General features: G+C 67.9%; 20 protein-coding genes and 1 tRNA gene. 7 read left to right on the top strand and 14 right to left on the bottom strand.

The window, feature by feature from the left end:
- Positions 1 to 29: 29 nt before the first annotated feature.
- Both A5781_RS09215 and fabG read right to left on the bottom strand, forming a co-directional pair.
- Positions 30 to 1,256, bottom strand: coding sequence for an acetyl-CoA C-acetyltransferase (locus A5781_RS09215; RefSeq protein ID WP_067203932.1), 1,227 nt, complete (start codon positions 1,254 to 1,256; stop codon positions 30 to 32).
- Positions 1,253 to 2,050, bottom strand: a complete 798-nt coding sequence (gene fabG, locus A5781_RS09210; RefSeq protein ID WP_067203931.1) for a 3-oxoacyl-ACP reductase FabG — start codon at positions 2,048 to 2,050, stop codon at positions 1,253 to 1,255. Before fabG ends, A5781_RS09215 begins: the two co-directional genes overlap by 4 nt.
- A gap of 62 nt (positions 2,051 to 2,112) precedes the next feature.
- Here fabG and A5781_RS09205 point away from each other — a divergent pair, with 62 nt between their 5' ends.
- The 3 genes from A5781_RS09205 to A5781_RS09195 are packed head-to-tail and all read left to right on the top strand — an operon-like array spanning position 2,113 to position 4,618.
- On the top strand, positions 2,113 to 3,285 hold the full coding sequence (locus A5781_RS09205; RefSeq protein ID WP_067204019.1) for an acyl-CoA dehydrogenase family protein: 1,173 nt from the start codon (positions 2,113 to 2,115) through the stop codon (positions 3,283 to 3,285).
- Positions 3,286 to 3,314: 29 nt separating this feature from the next.
- The gene (locus A5781_RS09200; RefSeq protein ID WP_067203930.1) at positions 3,315 to 4,136 is read left to right on the top strand and encodes a mycofactocin-coupled SDR family oxidoreductase; all 822 of its coding nucleotides are present in this window, start codon (positions 3,315 to 3,317) and stop codon (positions 4,134 to 4,136) included.
- Between the two features lie 53 nt (positions 4,137 to 4,189).
- Positions 4,190 to 4,618, top strand: a complete 429-nt coding sequence (locus tag A5781_RS09195; RefSeq protein ID WP_067203929.1) for a pyridoxamine 5'-phosphate oxidase family protein — start codon at positions 4,190 to 4,192, stop codon at positions 4,616 to 4,618.
- A 4-nt stretch (positions 4,619 to 4,622) separates the two neighbouring features.
- Here A5781_RS09195 and A5781_RS09190 read toward each other — a convergent pair whose 3' ends face one another.
- The 3 genes from A5781_RS09190 to A5781_RS09180 all read right to left on the bottom strand — a co-directional run bounded on the left by A5781_RS09190 (position 4,623) and on the right by A5781_RS09180 (position 10,102).
- On the bottom strand, positions 4,623 to 5,699 hold the full coding sequence (locus A5781_RS09190; RefSeq protein WP_067204017.1) for a phosphotransferase family protein: 1,077 nt from the start codon (positions 5,697 to 5,699) through the stop codon (positions 4,623 to 4,625).
- An 87-nt stretch (positions 5,700 to 5,786) separates the two neighbouring features.
- Positions 5,787 to 7,526: an ABC transporter ATP-binding protein gene (locus tag A5781_RS09185; protein ID WP_067203928.1), complete on the bottom strand. Its 1,740-nt coding sequence runs from the start codon at positions 7,524 to 7,526 to the stop codon at positions 5,787 to 5,789.
- A complete protein-coding gene (locus tag A5781_RS09180) occupies positions 7,523 to 10,102 on the bottom strand; it encodes an ABC transporter ATP-binding protein/permease (protein WP_067203927.1) in 2,580 nt (859 codons plus the stop codon). The genes A5781_RS09185 and A5781_RS09180 overlap by 4 nt, the downstream gene beginning before the upstream one ends.
- A gap of 152 nt (positions 10,103 to 10,254) precedes the next feature.
- Here A5781_RS09180 and A5781_RS09175 point away from each other — a divergent pair, with 152 nt between their 5' ends.
- Positions 10,255 to 10,680, top strand: a complete 426-nt coding sequence (locus tag A5781_RS09175; protein WP_067203926.1) for a thiol-disulfide oxidoreductase DCC family protein — start codon at positions 10,255 to 10,257, stop codon at positions 10,678 to 10,680.
- Here the strand turns inward: A5781_RS09175 and A5781_RS09170 are convergent.
- Positions 10,677 to 10,985, bottom strand: a complete 309-nt coding sequence (locus A5781_RS09170; protein WP_067203925.1) for a hypothetical protein — start codon at positions 10,983 to 10,985, stop codon at positions 10,677 to 10,679. The two genes, A5781_RS09175 and A5781_RS09170, sit on opposite strands and share 4 nt — an antisense overlap.
- Positions 10,986 to 11,059: 74 nt before the next feature.
- Positions 11,060 to 11,142 (bottom strand) — tRNA-Leu (locus A5781_RS09165).
- A 95-nt stretch (positions 11,143 to 11,237) separates the two neighbouring features.
- Here A5781_RS09165 and A5781_RS09160 point away from each other — a divergent pair.
- Positions 11,238 to 11,618, top strand: a complete 381-nt coding sequence (locus A5781_RS09160; RefSeq protein WP_067203924.1) for a hypothetical protein — start codon at positions 11,238 to 11,240, stop codon at positions 11,616 to 11,618.
- Complete coding sequence (locus tag A5781_RS09155; RefSeq protein WP_067203923.1) at positions 11,615 to 11,956, top strand: DUF3817 domain-containing protein; 342 nt, start codon at positions 11,615 to 11,617, stop codon at positions 11,954 to 11,956. The genes A5781_RS09160 and A5781_RS09155 overlap by 4 nt, the downstream gene beginning before the upstream one ends.
- A 15-nt stretch (positions 11,957 to 11,971) precedes the next feature.
- Here the strand turns inward: A5781_RS09155 and rdgB are convergent, their stop codons facing one another.
- Positions 11,972 to 12,574: an RdgB/HAM1 family non-canonical purine NTP pyrophosphatase gene (gene rdgB / locus A5781_RS09150; RefSeq protein WP_231987253.1), complete on the bottom strand. Its 603-nt coding sequence runs from the start codon at positions 12,572 to 12,574 to the stop codon at positions 11,972 to 11,974.
- 163 nt (positions 12,575 to 12,737) lie between these two features.
- On the opposite strand from rdgB, the gene A5781_RS09145 reads away from it, so the two are divergent.
- The gene (locus tag A5781_RS09145) at positions 12,738 to 13,181 is read left to right on the top strand and encodes a nitroreductase family deazaflavin-dependent oxidoreductase (RefSeq protein ID WP_067203922.1); all 444 of its coding nucleotides are present in this window, start codon (positions 12,738 to 12,740) and stop codon (positions 13,179 to 13,181) included.
- A 667-nt stretch (positions 13,182 to 13,848) separates the two neighbouring features.
- Here A5781_RS09145 and rph read toward each other — a convergent pair.
- The 6 genes from rph to A5781_RS09115 all read right to left on the bottom strand — a co-directional run bounded on the left by rph (position 13,849) and on the right by A5781_RS09115 (position 18,674).
- The gene (gene rph, locus A5781_RS09140; protein ID WP_067203921.1) at positions 13,849 to 14,628 is read right to left on the bottom strand and encodes a ribonuclease PH; all 780 of its coding nucleotides are present in this window, start codon (positions 14,626 to 14,628) and stop codon (positions 13,849 to 13,851) included.
- A 25-nt stretch (positions 14,629 to 14,653) separates the two neighbouring features.
- Positions 14,654 to 15,436: a cyclic nucleotide-degrading phosphodiesterase gene (locus A5781_RS09135; protein WP_067203920.1), complete on the bottom strand. Its 783-nt coding sequence runs from the start codon at positions 15,434 to 15,436 to the stop codon at positions 14,654 to 14,656.
- Positions 15,437 to 15,508: 72 nt separating this feature from the next.
- The gene (gene murI, locus A5781_RS09130; RefSeq protein WP_067203919.1) at positions 15,509 to 16,324 is read right to left on the bottom strand and encodes a glutamate racemase; all 816 of its coding nucleotides are present in this window, start codon (positions 16,322 to 16,324) and stop codon (positions 15,509 to 15,511) included.
- Positions 16,321 to 16,995 (bottom strand): rhomboid family intramembrane serine protease, encoded by a 675-nt coding sequence (locus tag A5781_RS09125; protein ID WP_067203918.1) that lies wholly within the window; start codon positions 16,993 to 16,995, stop codon positions 16,321 to 16,323. The genes murI and A5781_RS09125 overlap by 4 nt, the downstream gene beginning before the upstream one ends.
- A gap of 36 nt (positions 16,996 to 17,031) precedes the next feature.
- Positions 17,032 to 18,075 carry a P1 family peptidase gene (locus tag A5781_RS09120; protein ID WP_067204014.1) on the bottom strand — a complete coding sequence of 348 codons (1,044 nt, stop codon included), beginning with the start codon at positions 18,073 to 18,075 and terminating at the stop codon, positions 17,032 to 17,034.
- 17 nt (positions 18,076 to 18,092) lie between these two features.
- A complete protein-coding gene (locus tag A5781_RS09115) occupies positions 18,093 to 18,674 on the bottom strand; it encodes a DUF2017 domain-containing protein (RefSeq protein ID WP_067203917.1) in 582 nt (193 codons plus the stop codon).
- Positions 18,675 to 18,687: the final 13 nt, after the last annotated feature.

Here is an 18,687-nt window from a genome sequence, read left to right as displayed (position 1 = left end):
CACGACGGTGAGGCCGCTCAAGGGCCCGGTCACGTCGGGGCGACCCGCTCGAACACCGCGGCCAGTCCCTGGCCGCCACCGATGCACATGGTCTCCAGCCCGTAGCGCGCCTCACGGCGGTTGAGCTCGCGCGCCAGGCTGGCCAGCATCCGCCCACCCGTCGCACCGACCGGGTGGCCCAGGGAGATGCCGGAGCCATGCACATTGGTGCGCTCGTGGTCGGCGGCCCCGAAATCCCATTCCCGCATGACTGCGAGCGCTTGCGCGGCGAAGGCTTCGTTGAGTTCGATGAGGTCGATGTCGGACAGCCGCAGGCCGGCCTTTTCCAGCGCCACCTCCGTCGCCGGTACCGGCCCGATCCCCATGATGTTGGGCGCGACCCCCGCCACCGCCCACGACACCAGGCGCACCAACGGCTTCAGACCGTGCTCGGCGGCCTTCTCGGGCGTGGTCACCACGCACATCGACGCCGCGTCGTTCTGCCCGCTGGCGTTGCCGGCGGTGACGGTGGCCTCCGAATCCTCGTTCAGCAGGACGGGTTTCAGCTTGCTCAACGACTCGACCGATGTGTCGGCGCGCGGATGTTCGTCGATGTCGATCAGTTCCTCGCCGTGGCGGCCAGGCACCGCAACGGGAATGATCTCCTCGGACAGGATGCCGTCCTTCTGCGCGGCCACCGCGCGCTGGTGCGACCGCACCGCCAGCTCGTCCTGCTCCTGGCGTGAGATGTCGTACTGGCGGCGCAGATTCTCGGCGGTTTCCAGCATGCCGCCCGGCACCGGGTAGTGCCGGCCACCGGCGGTGGTGCGCCCACGGGCCAGGCCGTCATGCACCCGGACGCCGCTACGGGCGCCGCCCCAGCGCATGTCGGTGGAGTAGAAGGCGACGTTGCTCATGCTTTCGCAGCCGCCGGCGATGACGAGATCGTTATTGCCGCTACCCACTTGCAGACACGCCTGAATGACCGCCTGCAGGCCCGAGCCGCAACGCCGGTCGACCTGCATGCCGGGAACCGTCACCGGCAGGCCCGAATCCAGCGCCACGACACGCCCGATCGCCGGCGCCTCACTACTGGGATAACAGTGACCCAGGACGACGTCTTGCACCGCCTCGGGCGCCAGCTCGGTCCGCTCCAATAACCCCTTCAGCGCGGCGACGCCGAGGTCGACCGCGTTCAGCGCCTTGAACATTCCGCCGTAGCGCCCGATCGGCGTCCTGACGGGTTCACAGACAACGGATTCACGGACCGCACTCATAGGTGTCGGCCGCCGGTGATTTCCATGACGGTGCCAGTCATGTACGACGACAGGTCGGACGCCAGGAACAGCGCCACGCTGGCGACTTCGCTGGGCTCACCGGCCCGGCCCATCGGCACCTCGGCAACCTTTGAATCCCAAATACGCTGCGGCATAGCCTCCGTCATGGCGGAGCGGATCAAACCGGGGGCGATCGCGTTCACCCGGACGCCCAGGTAGGCCAGCTCTTTGGCCGCGGCTTTGGTCATGCCGACGATGCCCGCCTTGGCCGCCGAGTAGTTGGTCTGCCCGACCATGCCGACCTTGCCCGACACCGAGGACATGTTGATGATCGCGCCACGCTTGTTTTCGCGCATGACCGCCGCCGCGAGCCGAGTGCCGTTCCAGGTCCCCTTCAAATGCACGGCGATGACCTGATCGAACTGCTCCTCGGTCATCTTGCGCATGGTCGCATCGCGCGTGATGCCGGCGTTGTTGACCATGATGTCCAGGGTGCCGAAGCGCTCAACCGCAGTTTGGATCAGGGTTTCGACGTCGGACGCCTGCGTGACATCGCAGCGGACCGCGACCGCTACGTCGTCACCGCCCAATTCCTTGGCCACGACCTGGGTTTCCTCGAGATTGACGTCGCCGAGCACAACCCGGGCGCCCTCGGCGACAAAGCGCTCCGCGATGGCAAGCCCCAGTCCTTGCGCTCCGCCCGTGATTACCGCGGCCTGACCTGCCAACAACGACACCTGGTCACATCCTTCACTGTCGTCTCCACCATCGGACACCCTCAAGGCAAATATCATATTTGATATAGGATCCTGCTCTGAACCGGGGTGACCCGGGCCAGGAGAGGAGCGTGGAGCCGATGGCCACCGCCGAAGTCGCCGAAGTCTCGGACGATGATTTCCGAGAGATCCTCGCTCAGACAAGGCAATTCGTTCGTAGCGCCGTCGTACCCCGCGAGCAGGAGATCCTCGAGCAGGACCGCGTTCCGGACGACCTCCGCGACGAGGCCAAGAAGATGGGCCTGTTCGGCTACGCGATTCCGCAGGAGTGGGGCGGCCTGGGCCTCAACCTCGTGCAAGACGTCGAGCTTGCGATGGAGTTGGGCTACACGTCCCTGGCACTGCGTTCGATGTTCGGCACCAACAACGGCATCGCCGGGCAAGTCCTGGTGGGCTTCGGTACCGATGAGCAGAAATCCCGCTGGCTGGAATCGATTGCGACCGGCGACGTCGTCGCCTCCTTCGCGCTGACCGAACCGGGCGCCGGATCCAACCCGGCCGGTCTGCGCACCAAAGCCGTTCGCGACGAAGGCGATTGGGTGATCTCCGGGCAGAAGCGTTTCATCACGAACGCGCCCGTCGCCAATCTGTTCGTCGTGTTCGCACGCACCCGGCCGGCCGACGACCAGGGCCCGGGAATCGCCGTCTTCCTGGTGCCCGCGGACGCCGCGGGCGTCGAGGTGGGGGCCAAGGACGCCAAGATGGGGCAGGAAGGTGCCTGGACGGCCGACGTCAGCTTCGACGACGTCCGCGTCGGATCCGACGCGCTGATCGGCGGCAGCGAAGACATCGGATATCGAGCGGCGATGACCTCGCTGGCCCGGGGACGGGTACACATCGCCGCCCTGGCGGTGGGCGCCGCTCAACGCGCGCTCGACGAATCGGTCTCCTACGCCGCCACCGCAACCCAGGGCGGAACGCCGATCGGAAACTTCCAGTTGGTGCAAGCGATGCTCGCCGATCAGCAGACCGCGGTGATGGCCGGCCGGGCGCTGGTGCGCGATGCCGCCCGGCAGTGGGTCGCAGGCGAGGATCGCAGAATCGCCCCGTCGGCGGCCAAAGTCTTCTGCACCGAAATGGCCGGCAATGTCGCGGATCTCGCGGTTCAAATCCACGGCGGCAGCGGTTATATGCGTGGCGTCGCCGTCGAGCGCATCTACCGCGACGTACGCCTGCTGCGACTGTACGAGGGCACCAGCGAGATTCAGCGTTTGATCATCGGATCGAACCTCGTCAAGGCGGCTCAGCGATAAGAGCGGCCGTACCAGTAGGGGAGCAAACTATGAGCGGGAAGCTTGCAGGCAGAGTGGCATTCATCACCGGAGCCGCGCGCGGGCAGGGCCGTGCGCACGCCGTTCGTCTGGCGCGGGAGGGCGCCGACATCATCGCCGTCGACATCGCCGGCAAGCTGCCGTCCTGCGTCCCCTACGACCCGGCGACTCCCGACGATCTGAGCGAGACCGTTCGCCTGGTTGAGGAAACGAACCGCCGGATCATCGCCTCGGTGGTGGACACCCGCGACTTCGAGGGGCTGCGCAAGGCGGTCGACGACGGTGTCGCGGCCCTCGGGCGGCTGGACATCATCGTCGCCAACGCCGGGGTCGCGGCCCCGCAGGCCTGGAACGACATCACGCCGGAAAACTTCCGCGACGTCATGGACATCAACGTGACCGGTACCTGGAACACCGTGATGGCCGGCGCGGACAAGATCATCGAGGGTGGTCGCGGCGGCTCCATCATTCTGATCAGTTCCGCGGCCGGCATGAAGATGCAGCCGTTCATGATTCACTACACGGCAAGCAAGCACGCCGTCACCGGAATGGCGCGGGCTTTCGCCGCCGAGCTGGGCAAGCATTCGATCCGCGTGAACAGCGTTCATCCCGGGCCGGTGAACACTCCGATGGGAACGGGCGACATGGTCGCGGCGGTGGGCAAGGCCATGGAGACCAACCCCCAGCTGTCCAATGTCCTCACCCCGTTCCTGCCCGACTGGGTTGCCGAGCCGGAGGAGATCGCCGATACGGTGTGCTGGCTGGCCAGCGACGAGTCCCGCAAGGTCACCGCCGCCCGCATCCCGGTCGATCAGGGCTCGACGCAGTACTGACCGGTCGCCCGATCCGGGGAATATATTCGCCGGGGTCGGCGCTTGCAGGGCACATGAAAGCCTTCACCGAGAGCGAACGTCAGGAGTTTTTGGCCGCCAAGCACGTGGCCGTGCTGTCCGTCGACGCCGCCGACGGCCGCCCGCCCGCCAGCGTCCCGATCTGGTACGACTACACCCCAGGCGGCGACATCCGGATCATGACCGGGGCGTCCAGCCGCAAGGCGCGGCTCATCGAGCGGGCCGGCAAGGTGACGCTGGTGGTCCAGCGCGAAGAGCCCCCCTACCAATACGTGGTGGTCGAGGGCACGATCGTCGAGACCACCAACCCCGCCCCGGCCGACGTGCAGGAGGCCGTCGCCATCCGCTACCTCGGCGAGGAAGGCGGCCGCGCGTTCATCCGCAGCATGGAGGGGGTGGAAGAGGTGTTGTTCACCATCCGCCCCGACCGCTGGCTCAGCGCGGATTTCACCGGCGACCTCTGAGGCATCAGCCGATTAGTTCCAGCGTCCCGAGCTCACGGATCGCCTGGCAGCCGCGGGCGAGCATGGCCAACACCATGTCGTCGCCACGTTCGGTGGCGGCCGCGAACGCGAATCCGAGCGCCGAGATCAGCGGCGCCTGCAGCACACCGAGCCGGTAATCGCGCCAGCAGGTTTCGCGGTCATAGCCGGTGACCCCGCGCTCCACCAAGGCGCGGTGATAGTCGGCGACGAGCCGTTCTTCGATGCTCGCGCGCAGGTGCGAATTGAGGCTCGTCGCGGTGAAGTAGGCGAGATCCCTGGCCGGCAAACCGACGCCGAGCGTCTGCCAGTCGACCACGCTGACCCGGGTCCGGTCCGGATCGAAGAGCAGGTTATCCAGGCGATAGTCGCCGTGCAGGAGCGCGAACCGGTCATACTCGGATAGCAGCCACGGCGTAACCAAACCCATTGCCGCGCTGAAGGTCTCGCGGTCCGCGGCGCTCATCCGGTCGCCAAGCTTGTCCAGGGTGATATCGGCGCTCATCTTCGCCACTTCGCCCATGCCGCCGGCGCCGGCCTCGTCCGGCCTGGCGAACGCGATGCCCGGGAAGTCGAGCCAGACGGGATCACACCAGCTGGGCGCGTGCAGCCCGGCCAGAGCGGTAACCGCGAGGCGCGCTTCGGTCTCCCCGCACCCGGCCAGCTGATCGCCCTGCACCGCCGGCGCCTGGTCGGCGAGGAGCAACGCAAAATCCATTGCATCCTCGGTGATCTCGGAGTAGAAACACTGCGGCGTCGGCACCTGCACCCGGTCCGCCACCGATGAGTAGAACGCGCATTCGCTGCGATATCCGATGACGACCCGGTCGCGCACGCTGTCGTCCAGGGCCGGCAGTTTGATGACGAAGGTCTGCGGCAGGTCACCGGGGTCCGTCGCGTACCGGGCGCACACCCGGTAGGTGGCACCGGTCTGCCCGGTGCCGATCGCGACCACGTCGACGTCGGCAACCTCGACAGGGGCGCCACGCCCGCTGAGCGCGGCCGACAGCCATTGCGGGGTCACGTCGCCGGGATACCGCGGAATCGACACCACAGCACTCATGAACAGCACGCCTCCTGTACCCGGACAGCTCCGTCCGACTGACAAACTGTAAGGCATACCGCAAGTGCTGCGGTCAACTACGGTGACCTAGTCGGCGAGAATCCGCCAGTCGGCGGCCGCATGCTGCTGGCGCCAGAACTCGTCGAAACGCCCACCCGCCGCGAGCAATTCGTCGACCGTTCCGTCCTCGACCACTCGGCCGTCGTCCAGGAACAGGACGCGGTCGGCGTGGCTGATGCTGGCCAACCGGTGCGCGACGATCACCTGGGTGCGTGAGCGCGGGTCGAGGGTGAGCGCGCCGACCACCGCGGCCTCGTTCTCGGTGTCCAGGGCGCTGGTCGCCTCGTCGACCAGCAGGATCGGCGCCGGCTTGAGCAGTGCCCGCGCGATGCTGACCCGTTGGCGTTCACCACCGGACAGCGCGGAACCGGCCTCGCCGACGACCGTGTCGGCGCCATCGGGCAGCCGACCGATGAGTTCGTCTACGCGGGCGAGGGCGACGGCCCGTTTGAACTGGTCATCGCCGGCGCCGGGATCCCCGGCGAACACGTTGTCGCGGATCGACCCGTGGAACAGGTAGGGATGTTGGAAAACCACGCTGCTCGCCGCCCGTCGGGCTTCGGCGTCAAGCGTCGCCGCGTCGACCCCGTTGATCAGGACCCGGCCGCGGGTGGGTTCGTGCAGCCCCGCGATCAGCGCCAGGATGGTGCTCTTGCCCGATCCGGACGGTCCGACGATCGCAGTGGTGCTCCCCGGCGCCAATGAGAAGCTCACCCCGTCGAGCACCGGCGCCGCCGCCCCGTCATACCGGAAAGTGACGTCGTCGAACTCGATGCGCGGCGCCGCGGCGGCGTCGGGCAACGTGGCCGCCCCGGCGTTCATCAGCGGCGCGGTGAGGACCGAGCGAATGCGATCGAGCGTGGCGCGGGTGCTTTCCAATGCCGGTGCCAGCTCGCTGATCGTGGTGAACGGCTCCAGATAGCGGACAATCACGACGATCAGGGCGATGGCTTCCGGGATCGTGACCGTTTTGTTTACCGTCAGCGCGGCTGTCGCCCCCGCCAGCAGGATCAGGGAAAGCTGGCTGGCAAGGCTGAACAGCAGCTGGCCCGGGATCTGCATGGACAGCAACCGCATGGTCGCGCCGTGCTGCGCGGCCAGCGCATCCCCGACCAGGCTGCGCGCGGGCTCGACCCGCCGCGCGGCCCGCAATGCCTGCTGGGTGCGGGCGAATTCGATGATCCGTTCGGTGAGGGCGCCATTGGCTTCGTCGGCCGCGGCGTCGGCTCGCCGCGTCAACCGCGCCGACGCCCACAGCGCCCCCAGCAGCAGGGGCACGCCGCCCAGCGCGGCCGCGCCGAGCTGCCATGAGATCGGGAGTAACGCCAGCCCGATGGCCGCGGGCAGCAGGATGGCGGAAATCAGCGGGGTCAGCAGGTTGACGACGAGGCCGACCAGTTCGGGTCCCGTTGCGGCAATCGCCTGCCGTGCGGTCGCGGTGTGCTCGGCGGTGAACCAGTCCAGCCGGACGCCGGGCAATCGGTCCGCTACGTCGTGCTGACTGTGGTCGAGCACCGCAAAGCCGAGGCCGAAGCCGATGCGCGCGGTCGCGGTGTCGATCGCCCATCCGATGACGGTGGCGGCGGAGAGCCAGCCCAGCCACACCAGCGCGCGGTGCGGATCGTCGCTGAACAGGGCGCCCACCAGGGGCACCAGCAGGACGGTGGCCACCGCCCGCACCACCACGGAGAGCACCGCGAGCGCGGCGTAGGCGATCACCTTGGCGCGGCGATCCGCGGGCACCAGGCCCAACCACGTGCGGATCATCGCGCCCCCTGCTGAACCGTGTTGGCCGCGACCGGGTCTCGACGGCCACGCTCCCACAGCCGTCGATACCGACCGTCGGCGGCAAAAAGCTCCTCGTGGGTGCCGCGTTCGGCGATCCGGCCGTGGTCGAGCACGACGATCTGGTCGGCCCCGGCGATCGTGTGCAATCTATGGGCGATCACCAAAACGGTGCGATCCTGGGCCAACCGGTTAAGCGCCTGCTGCACAAGGTATTCCGATTCCGGATCGGCGAACGCGGTGGCCTCGTCCAGGATCAGCACCGGGGTATCCGCCAGGATCGCCCGGGCGATGGTCAGCCGCTGCCGTTCGCCGCCCGAAAGGCCGCCTCCCGCGCCCAGCACGGTGTCGTAGCCGTCGGGCAATCGCATGATCCGGTCGTGGATCTGGGCCTGACGCGCCGCCTCCTGGATCTGCGCCGCGGTGGCATCGGGGACGGCCAGCGCGACGTTCTCCGCGACGGTGCCGTGCACCAGCTGGGTCTCCTGCAGGACGAACCCGACCTTTGCGTAGAGTTCGTCGGCGGTCATCGCCCGGATGTCCTGTGCCCCAACACCTATCACGCCCTGGTCGACATCGTGAAAGCGGGCCAGCAAGGCGGCCAACGTCGACTTGCCAGACCCGGACGGGCCCACGAGGGCGGTGACCGTGCCGGGTCGCAGCGTCAGCGAGACGCCCTGGATCACCGGAACACCCGGGCGGTAGCCGAAACTGACGTCGTCGAAAACCACCGTCGCCGACGAATCTCCGGACCGGTCCTGCTCTCGCACGTCGAGCTCGGGCTCGTCAAGGGCGCTCTGCAGACGCCGGGCGGCAAGCATGCCGGCGCTGATACCGCCTACCCCGTAGGCGATCCCGAGCAGTCGCGCGCCGAAGGTGGTGCCCAGCAGCAGGAACGGCAAGAGGTTCACCGGATCCATCCGCCCGGTGACGGTAAGCAGGGTGCCCGTGAGCGCGATCAGCCACAGGAACGTCGATGGCCGGGTAACCAGGTCCATGAACGTCTTCTTGCCGGCCAGCGGGCGCTGCCAGGAGACCAGAAATTCGACGTACTCGTCCAGGCGGCGACGGAAGCTCGATGCGGCCGCGCCGCCGAAGACGCGGATCACCGGCTGGCCTTCCAGGTAGGCGCCGGCCTCGCCGCTCATCTTCTCGGCCCAGCGCTGTGATTGCGGGATGCGCGGGCCCGACTGAATGGTGAGCGACGACGTCAACACCAGGTACACCAGGACGGGCACGAATAGCACGAGCGCTACGCGCCAGTCGACGACGAATAGGTAGACCAGCACCGCCACCGGCGCGACGATCGCCGCGACCGCGTCGGGGATGGCGTGGGTGACCAGATAGTGCAGCGACAGCGTGTCGTCCTGCAGCAGCTGCTTGATCGAGCCCGATCCGCGCGCGGTAAACCAGCCCAGCGGTAACCGAGATAGCTTGCGCAACAACCGCGAACGCAGGTCGGCGGCGAACTGCGCGTCGACGACGTGCAGCCACAGCGTGAGGGCCGCACCGAGCACGGTTCCCGTTCCGAGCAGCGCGACGGCGGTGATCCCGAGGTCCCAGAGTCGCGATGCGGGCGCCCCGGCTACCAGCAGCCGGGCCAGCTCGACCAACAGCACGAACGGCGCCAGCTGCACCACCGTGATGACGGCCTGCAACACGCCGGAGAGGATCAGCGCCGAGCGCAGCGGGGCGAGCAATCGGCCGGCGCCCTGGGCGCGCCAACTTCCGCGGGCCGCCGGGGCAGGTGTGTTGTCGGCTGACGCCGTAATCTGTTCGGGCGCACCGTTGTTCACGAACTCCGGCTCGTCGCCGCGGCGGGTGCCCATTGCGCGTCCGGCACTCCAGTACGCCTGGGCATGTATTACGGGCTTGGGAAAACCGAACTCGTCGCGCAGCCGAGTCCGCACATGTTTGAGCACCGTCGCCTCGGGCGTGGCCCAGGCGTACCAGTTGGACCAGTCGCGGTTATCAATCGCCGCGGCAAGGGATTTCTCGTCGCGCCGCGCGACCCAGTGCACATGCAGGCGAGGGTGCTGGGCGAGCGGGATCAGGACGTCGTTGTCGTCGTGCTGCTCGAGATACATCTCGATCGGGATGTCGTCGGGGATGACCCCGATGATCCCGTTCATCCCCGGGATCGATGCCGAGTCGCCGATCAGCAGATAGCCGGCCGGCTGTTCGTCGGGCACGTCGAATCGCGACGAGCCCATCAGCGCCATGACGGCGATCGTCGCGCCGGGCCGCACGGTGCGCGCCCACTTCGACGCCGGGCCGGCGGGCTCGTGCAGCACGATGTCGACGGCGAAGCGACCGCTGGGGACGTCGGCCTCGGAGATTGTGTAGGCGCGCTGGAACTCGGTGTTGGATCCGTCCGGGTCCGGAAACCAGAACCGTAGCCACGCGGCGGGCTCAGCGTCCACGTCTTCGAACAACGTCGGCGACGTCATGCGCACTCGCACGAAATGCGGCGCAATCTGGACGGTTTCGATCACCGTTGCGGCGTGGTCACGTGCGCCGAAGCTTCGCAACATCACACCGGAGAACCCGCGCGCCATCAGCGGTCCCTTCCTGCGGCGCTCAACTCCGCGACGACTTCACCGAACGGCCCGGCGGACCCTCTACTCGATAAGTTACCGCACAAACTAAGGGTTGCCTTACCAAAGGTCAATTCGCGGTCCGTGGGGCTGTTGGCCGGTAGCCTGGAGGCGTGCGCAGCGAAACGGTGCCGCCCGTATTGCTCTACGACGGAGTCTGCGGCGTCTGCAACGCGGCGGTGCGCACGATACTTCGGTTCGATCACCACGGCACCCTGCGCTTTGCGACCCTGGACAGCGACTTCGCCCAAGCGGTCTTTGCCCGGCATCCATCCATCAAAGACGTGGACTCCGTGGTGTTCGTCGACGAGCCCGACCAGCCGGGAGAGCGCGTCGCCGTGCGATCCGCAGCCGCGTTGCGGGTGGTGGATTACCTTGGCGGGCCGTGGAAGCTGCTCGAGGTTGCCCGCATCATCCCCACTCCCCTGCGCGACTGGCTCTACGACAGGGTCGCCGACGTCCGCTACCGCATCTTCGGCAAGTACGACACGTGTCCGCTGCCGCCGCCGGAGGTTCGCGCGCGCTTCCTGGACGCCTAGTCGATAGCTAGGTCGGCCTCGGACTCCTTGCGCTTCAGCTCGGCGAGCTTGCGGTCTTCTGCGGCGAACTGGCGATGGTGAGCGGCGGAGTCGCGGTGTTCACGCACATGGGATACGCCTTGTTCGACCGCCCGGTCTTGCACCCGCGCAACTTGTTCGTGTTTGCGGGCCGATTCTTCGAAGCTGCGCGCGGCCGAGAGCCCGGCGTGCGCGGCTCGTTCGCGAGCCTCGGCGGCTCCCCGTTCGGCGAGTTCCGCATCTTTCGCGCTCAGAGCTTCCTCGCGTGGCTGATTTCCGGTGGCCATGGCGTCTCCTCATCCCCCGTGGAGTCACGTACCCAGCACAGAGGGTTTGACGCTCCGCGATCGCGAAATAACGGTGCGGGCGGAGGGACTCGAACCCTCACGCTCTTTCGAGCACCGGCACCTAAAGCCGGCGCGTATGCCATTTCGCCACGCCCGCAGCGTGCCGATCGTACCGCTCAGGTCGCGGACGTACCCGTCGGCGGCGCCTCGACGAATTCGTCGGACCCAAATCGTGAGCGGTACCTTCAAGGGGTGTCCACTACTCACCGTCGCAGGCCCGCGCTGATCGCCTTGGTGATCGTTGCGGCCTGCGGTTGCCTGGCGCTGGGCTGGTGGCAGTGGACCAGGTTCCAGTCGGTCTCGGGCACGTTCCAGAACCTTGGCTATGCGCTGCAGTGGCCGCTGTTCGCCTGGTTCTGTGTGTACGCGTACCGCAAATACGTGCGCTATGAAGAGATGCCGCCGGAGCCTCGGCAGGACGCCGCCCTCACCGAGATACCCGTCGGCTTGCTGCCCGAGCGCCCCAAGCCGACGCAACAGCCGTCCGATGACCCCGCGCTGGCGGAGTACAACGCCTACCTTGCCGAGCTTGCCAAACAAGACACCGAAAAACAGAACAGGACCACCGCATGACCACACCGGAGAGATCAGCGTCGGCATTCCCCGTCGAGAAGATCCGTACCGCGTTGCTCGGCTACCGGATCATGGCGTGGACGACGGGTCTCTGGCTGATCGCGCTGTGCTACGAGATCGTCTCGCATCTCGCGCTCCACCACGAGATCCGCTGGATCGAGGTGGTCCACGGCTGGGTTTACTTCATTTATGTCCTGACCGCGTTCAATCTGGCGGTCAAGGTGCGGTGGCCGATTCCCAAGACGATCGGTGTGCTCCTTGCCGGGACCATCCCGCTGGTCGGCATCATCGTCGAGCAGGTTCAGACCAGGGACGTGAAGGCCCGCTTCGGCCTGTAGGGCTCAAGTGCGCGGCTAGGCCAGCTTTCGAAGCGCCGGAACTAGCAACGCGAGAGCCCGCCCGCGATGGGAGACCGCGTCCTTCTCCTCGGGACTCAGCTCGGCCGCGGTGCGGTCGGACCCCTCTGGAATGAAGACCGGGTCATACCCGAAGCCGCCGTCTCCCCGCGGTTGCCGGGCGATGCAGCCGGGCCACTCGCCGCGGACAACGGCCTCGCCGGACGGCCCGGCCAGGGCGCAGGCCGACACGAACGCCGCGCCGCGCCGTTCGTCGGGCAGGTCACGCAATTGCGCCAACAGCAACGCGGTGTTGGCTGCGTCGTCGCCGTGATCGCCCGACCAGCGCGCCGACAGCACCCCGGGCATGCCGTTCAAAGCGACCACCGCCAGGCCCGAGTCATCGGCCACCGAAGCCAGGCCCGTTGCGGCGAACGCATCCCGCGCCTTGGCCAACGCGTTGTCCTCAAACGTCGCGCCCGTCTCGGGCGCTTCGTCGAAGGGCGGCACGTCACGTAAAGAAACCAGCGTCAGCCGCGTCAAGCCAGCGGCGTCGAGCACCCGGCGCAATTCGGCGAGCTTCTTGGGGTTGCGGCTGGCGACCAGCAGGCGGGTCATCATCTATTCCTAAACACGCATCTGGGCCGTTGCCGATACACCCCGGCCACCTTACGGACTGCGAGATATGGGTCGGCGACGCGAATCGCATAGCAGTGCCGGCACGGCATACAACGCAATAGGCTCCGCATGGAATACACAGGGCGACGAATTAGCTTCGTCCAGAGTGAGTCAGAAACCCGATAACGAGACGCTCAAGGCGCTCAATAACAACATCACCGACGAGTTTCGCGCCAACGCAGGCGAGGTCGGCGGACGATTCGAGGGCAACGAGCTGTTGCTACTCACTACGAAGGGCGCGAAGTCCGGCGAGCCGCGCGTCGCGCCGCTGGTGGTCTTCCGTATCGACGGCAAGCTGCTGATCGTCGCGGGTTACGGTGGCGCCGACGTCAACCCGGGGTGGGTGCACAACCTGCGGGCCAACCCGCGGGCGCGCGTTGAAGTCGCCACCGACTCGTTCGACGTCGTCGCGCACGAGCTGGACTCGTCCGAACGTCAGGCGATCATCCCCAAGATCAACGCGACCGTACCCGCGTTCGCGTTCGCGAACTACCAGTCAAAAACAACGCGCACCATCCCAATATTCGAGCTGCAGAAGGACGAATCATGACCGACCGGAAGTTGTCTCGTCTTGGCCGCGGTGTCGGCGGTGGTAAACCGCGGGACAGTTAGGCCAAGGTCAGGCTGGCGACCAGCAGCCGGATCATCAATTACTCCAAAACATCTCGTGGCGGCAAGGTGGGCTCAGCATGGGCTCGGGACGGTGGCGAACATCGCTATGCGATGCGTGGGTGGGCGTCGGGTCTCCGTCGTCCGGCCGTATCCGTGCTAGCGGGGTAGCCAGCACCGGAAAACCCCTGTACATGCCGGATGGAACGGCGGAAAATGTGAGGTCTATGAAGCGACTGACCGCGGGGTGCGCGGCGACGATGTTAGTGTTCGGCGCCTTCGGGCTGGCTGGTCTGGGACCGGCCGCCGGCACCGCTCAGGCCAACCCCCCGGGCTGCAGTCAGTATTCGGCATGTTGGTGCCCAGGGCAACGCCTGCCGGCCGGCGGCAATGTAGTAGGCGCTTGGGACATGAACGCCTGCCACGACTATCACTTTTCCGATGAGAATTACCCACCCGGGCCGCACATGCAGGCAGAAACGGGCCCGGCGCCACGTGACCCCAGTTGCCCTCCCTGGGCCACGATCTTCAGCGGCCCGGCGCAGTGCGGGGGCCTCTGAGTAGGCCTTGACGGGTTCGCCCCACGGGGCTGGCGACCAGCAGGCGGGTCAGCTGCCGAATGCCTTCGGCCCCGGGCCCCCCTCGGGCAGCTCACCCGGATACGGCAGGGCCAGCGCCTCGCGCTGGGCGGCGAACAACTTGTCGCAGGCGGCCAGCGCCACGTCGAGTAATTTGTCCAGCGTCGAACGCGGGAACGTCGCGCCCTCGCCGGTGCCCTGCACCTCCACGAGTGTCCCGGTGTCGGTGGCGACGACGTTCATGTCAACCTCTGCCCGCGCGTCTTCCTCGTAGGGCAGGTCCACCCGGATCCTGCCGTCGACCACCCCGACGCTGATCGCCGCGATGGCACACGACAACGGTCGCGGATCGGACAGCTTGCCCGCCGCCGCCAGGTAGGTCACGGCGTCGGCAAGGGCCACGAAGGCGCCCGTGATGGCGGCGGTGCGGGTGCCCCCGTCGGCCTGCAGCACGTCGCAGTCGACGGCAATGGTGTTCTCCCCCAACGCCGCCAGGTCGATGCAGGCCCGCAGCGACCGGCCGATCAGTCGGCTGATCTCCTGGGTGCGCCCGGAGGGCCGTCCCTTCACGGATTCGCGATCGGAGCGCGTATGGGTTGCCGACGGCAACATCGCGTACTCGGCGGTCAGCCATCCCAGCCCCGACCCCTTGCGCCAGCGCGGCACCCCATCGGTGACGCTGGCGGTGCACATCACCTTGGTGTGGCCGAATTCGATGAGTACCGACCCCGCCGGGTGGTCGGTGAATCCGCGGGTGATGACTACGGGGCGAAGCTCGTCGTCAAGGCGGCCGTCTTCTCGTCTGGTCACGACGCCAACCCTAACGCGGGCTTGCTCAGACCCTTTCAGAGCGGCGGATATCGAAAGATTCGCCGCACACCACCGCATGCACGGGGCCGTCGAACTCCGCCTTGGCCTCGCTGATCACGTCCTCGCGCGAGGTCCACGGCGGGATGTGGGTCAACAACAGCTCGCGGACGCCGGCCTGCGCCGCGGTCCGGCCGGCCTCGGTGCCCGACAAATGCAGGGCGGGCGGGCGGTCCGGCGAGTGCGTCCAGGAGGCTTCGCAGAGGAAGACGTCGGCGTCGCGCGCCAGCTCGACGAGCTGGTCACAGACGCCCGTGTCACCGCTGTAGACGAACGAGGCGCCGCTCGAATCGGTGATCCGCAGGCCGTACGACTCGGTCGGGTGAGCGACCACCCGCGGCGTCACCGTGAGCGAGCCGAGCGTGATCGGTTCGCCGTCGACCCAGTGCCGAACATCGAAAATGTCTGAGCAGTCGTCGATTTCACCGCCGTACGGTGACGACGCCGCCCCCAGCCGGGACCAGGTGTCGCCGGGGCCGTACAACAACGCCTTGCCGTCGGGCCGCGACGGGTGGTAGCGCCGCCACACGAACAGGCCGGGCAAATCGAGGCAGTGGTCGGCGTGCAGATGGGATAGGAGCACGTGCACGGAGGCGGGATCGGCAAAGCGCTGGAGCGCACCCAGCACGCCGCCGCCGAAGTCGATGACCAACGGCGGTGTGTCCGGTGCCCGGAGCAGATATCCCGACGCGGGCGAATCCGGCCCTACCACGCTGCCCGAGCAGCCGAGCACGGTTATTCGCACGGACACTACTGTGCCATGCCCGATAGGACCGTGACGAAAACATCGCCGCATTGGTGTGATGAGAATCTCGTCGGCACGCTAGTCGATCCGCACGTGGTGAACGGGCTGCACGCCGGTGACCGCGGGACCCAGGAATCGCGCGGCCAACGTGGTGAATGCCTCGGGGTCGCCGGTGGCTTCGAACACCCGGGTCGCGGGAGGCGAGTCATGCGGACGCAGCAGGTCGCGTTCGGTGAGCACGCGGAGTAGCTCCTTGCCCGTTTCCTCGGCGCTCGACACCAGCGTCACCTGCTCGCCCATCGCCAGCTGGATCAGCCCGGACAACAGTGGGTAATGCGTGCACCCGAGAACCAGGGTGTCGACCTGGGCGCGTTGCAGCGGCTCGAGGTAGCCCTCGGCCAGCCCGAGCACCTGACGGCCACTGGTCACGCCGCGCTCCACGAAGTCGACGAAGCGCGGGCAGGCCACGGCGGTGATCTCGGTGTCGCGCGCGGCGGCGAACGCGTCCTGGTAGGCGTGCGAGTTGATGGTCGCCTGGGTGCCGATGACACCGATGCGCCCATTGCGCGTCGTGGCGACGGCACGACGCACCGCCGGCAGGATCACCTCGACGACCGGTACGTCATACCGCTCGCGGGCGTCCCGCAGGCAAGCCGCGGACGCGGTGTTGCACGCGATCACCAACGCCTTCACCCCGCGCCCGACAAGGTCGTCCCCGATGGCCAATGCGTGCGCGCGGACCTCGGGAATGGTGAGCGGACCGTATGGCCCGTGGCCCGTGTCGCCCACATAGACGATGTCCTCGTCGGGCAATTGGTCGATGATGGCCCGCGCGACGGTCAGTCCCCCGACGCCGGAGTCGAAGATCCCGACGGGCGCCAACGGCGAGGTCATGTCTTGGGGCGCGGCGTGGCGGCGCCGGCTTTTCTCTTCGCGCGGGCTTTGCGTTCCGGCGCGGACAACCAATACGCAGCGACGACGCCGGCGATCGCACCGCACAGGTGACCCTGCCACGACACGCCACCGCATCTGCCGAGCACCGGCATGGCACCCAGCAGCACTCCGCCGTAGGCGAGCAACACCACCAGCCCGATCGCGATGTCCGCGAACCTGCGCACGAAGATCCCGAACACGAGCAGGAAGGCCAGCCACCCGAAGATCAGGCCTGAGGCCCCGATGTGATCGGTCGGCCCGCAGGAGCTGCCCACGTCCCCGATGAGCCAAGTGCCGAAGCCGCCAAGGATCCACACGATCGCGGTGGCCCAGACGAACCGGCTCAGGCCGGCGAGCGTCATGAGGAATCCCAGCACCAACAGCGGGACCGTGTTGGCCATCAGATGCTGCCAACTGGCGTGCAATACCGGGGAAAAGACGATCCCCCACAACCCGTCGGCCTCAAGCGGTCTGATGCCGTTCTCGTCCAGGGAGTGCCGGGTCAGCTGGTCGATGAGCTCAATCAGGTAGAGCAGCGCGACGAAGGTGAGGATCGTGGCCGCGCCGACCACCCACGCGGGACGCTTTGCAGACGTCGCCGGTGTGCCGGAGCGCCCCGTGGTCTTACCCATAGCTGCAGGTTACCGGCGCGGACTGCGGGGAAGTTCTCATCGGGCAAACGCCCCGGGCAACACATCGCGGTAGGCCGGTATGCCGGCCACCGAATCCGCGGCGAACACGCCCACCAGCACCGCGCGCGCCAGGCAGTCGGCCGCGGCGGCACCGACCTCCGCGGCCAGCCGCATCTCCGGCGAAAACGAGGCGGGCGCGTCGGGCGGGGGCGGCACCTCTACCGCCCCGGTGGCCAGGGCGAACACGGTGTCGCCGTCGTACGGGGTGTGCGCCGGCCGGACGGTACGGGCCAGGCCGTCCTGCGCGGCCACGGCGACGCGCCGGCACGCGGCCGGGCTCAGCGCCGCGTCGGTCGCCACCACCCCGATGACGGTGTTGAGCGGGTTGTCCAGCGCGCTCGACGCGGTCGGCAACTGCGCGAACGCGTCGATCTCCTCCGTTGGCGGTGGCCGCAGCGCGAACTCCTGAATGAGGTCCGCCATCCACGGCAGGCCGGTGACCCGGTCGGCGACGTCGCCGGCCGAGTTCACCACGACCACCGCGCCAACGGTCACCCCGCACGGCAGCGTCGTGGAAGCCGTCCCGACACCGCCCTTGAACACCCCGGCACGCGCCCCGACGCCGGCACCAACGTTGCCGACGGCCGGCGCACCCTCGCCACTCGCGGCGGCTTCACAGGCCAGGTAGCCGAACTCCGCCGTCGGGCGGCGATCCCAGCCGCCGACCGGCAGATCGAAGATCACGGCGCCGGGCACGATGGGCACCACGCCGCCATCCATCGCCACCCCGCGTTCGCGTTCTTCCAGCCAGCCCATCACGCCGTCGGCGGCGGCCAGACCGTAGGCGCTGCCGCCGGCGAGCAACACGGCGTCGACGTAACGCACGGTGTTGGCCGGGTCCAGCAGGTCGGTCTCCCGGGTACCGGGCGCGCCGCCGCGGCAGTCGACGGCCCCGACGGTCCCCGGCGGGGTCAGCACGACGGTGACGCCGCGGGCCCATCCGGCGCCCATGGAGGCGTCGGGGTCGAGGCGATGATGGTGACCGACGCGGATACCCCCGACGTCGGTGATGGCGTCTATCCGGCCGCCATCGGGGCTCATCGGGACCCCATGAGCACCAGGACGAGGTATTCCTGCAAGACGGTCAACCACTGGTACACGTCGAAGTGCACCGCCAGCGGGTGGTCGGCGGGCAGCCGCTCCGGCCCCTCCGGCCCGACCTCGAGCATCACTCCCAGCGTCAACCGGATGTCGTTGACCGCCGCCACCCAGGCGTTCGCGTCCTCCTCGGTCAGGTCGAACCGGCCGCCTTCTGCGGGAACGGTGTCCAGCATCCGCTGCGCCGCAAGGCGTTTGGCGTCGATGATCTCGGGCTCATGCAGGCTGCGCAGCGCGGCGTTGAGGCTCTCGGCGGCGTCGGAAGCCGATGGGTCATCGTCGTCGGGATGGAAGAAGTCAGGCAGCAGCCGGCGCAGGGTCGGGTCCTTCGGCGGATCGCTGTTTCCGGTTTTTATGCCGGTGATCTGCTCGAGTTCGTCTGCGGGCGAGGACGATTCACGCTCATCGAGCAACCCGACCATGGCGGTTGCCAGGTTCTTCAGCAGGGCGGCCTCGTGCGACGCCAGGGCGGACCGAAAATGGGGACCGTCCGCGGTCTCGACGCGCTTCCACTTGCGCACTGGTAATCGCCGC

This window comes from Mycobacterium sp. 852002-30065_SCH5024008 (assembly GCF_001665645.1).
Taxonomy (GTDB): domain Bacteria; phylum Actinomycetota; class Actinomycetes; order Mycobacteriales; family Mycobacteriaceae; genus Mycobacterium; species Mycobacterium paraffinicum.
The sequence above is the reverse complement of the archived record's forward strand: the minus strand, read 5'-3'. Positions and strand labels throughout refer to the sequence as shown.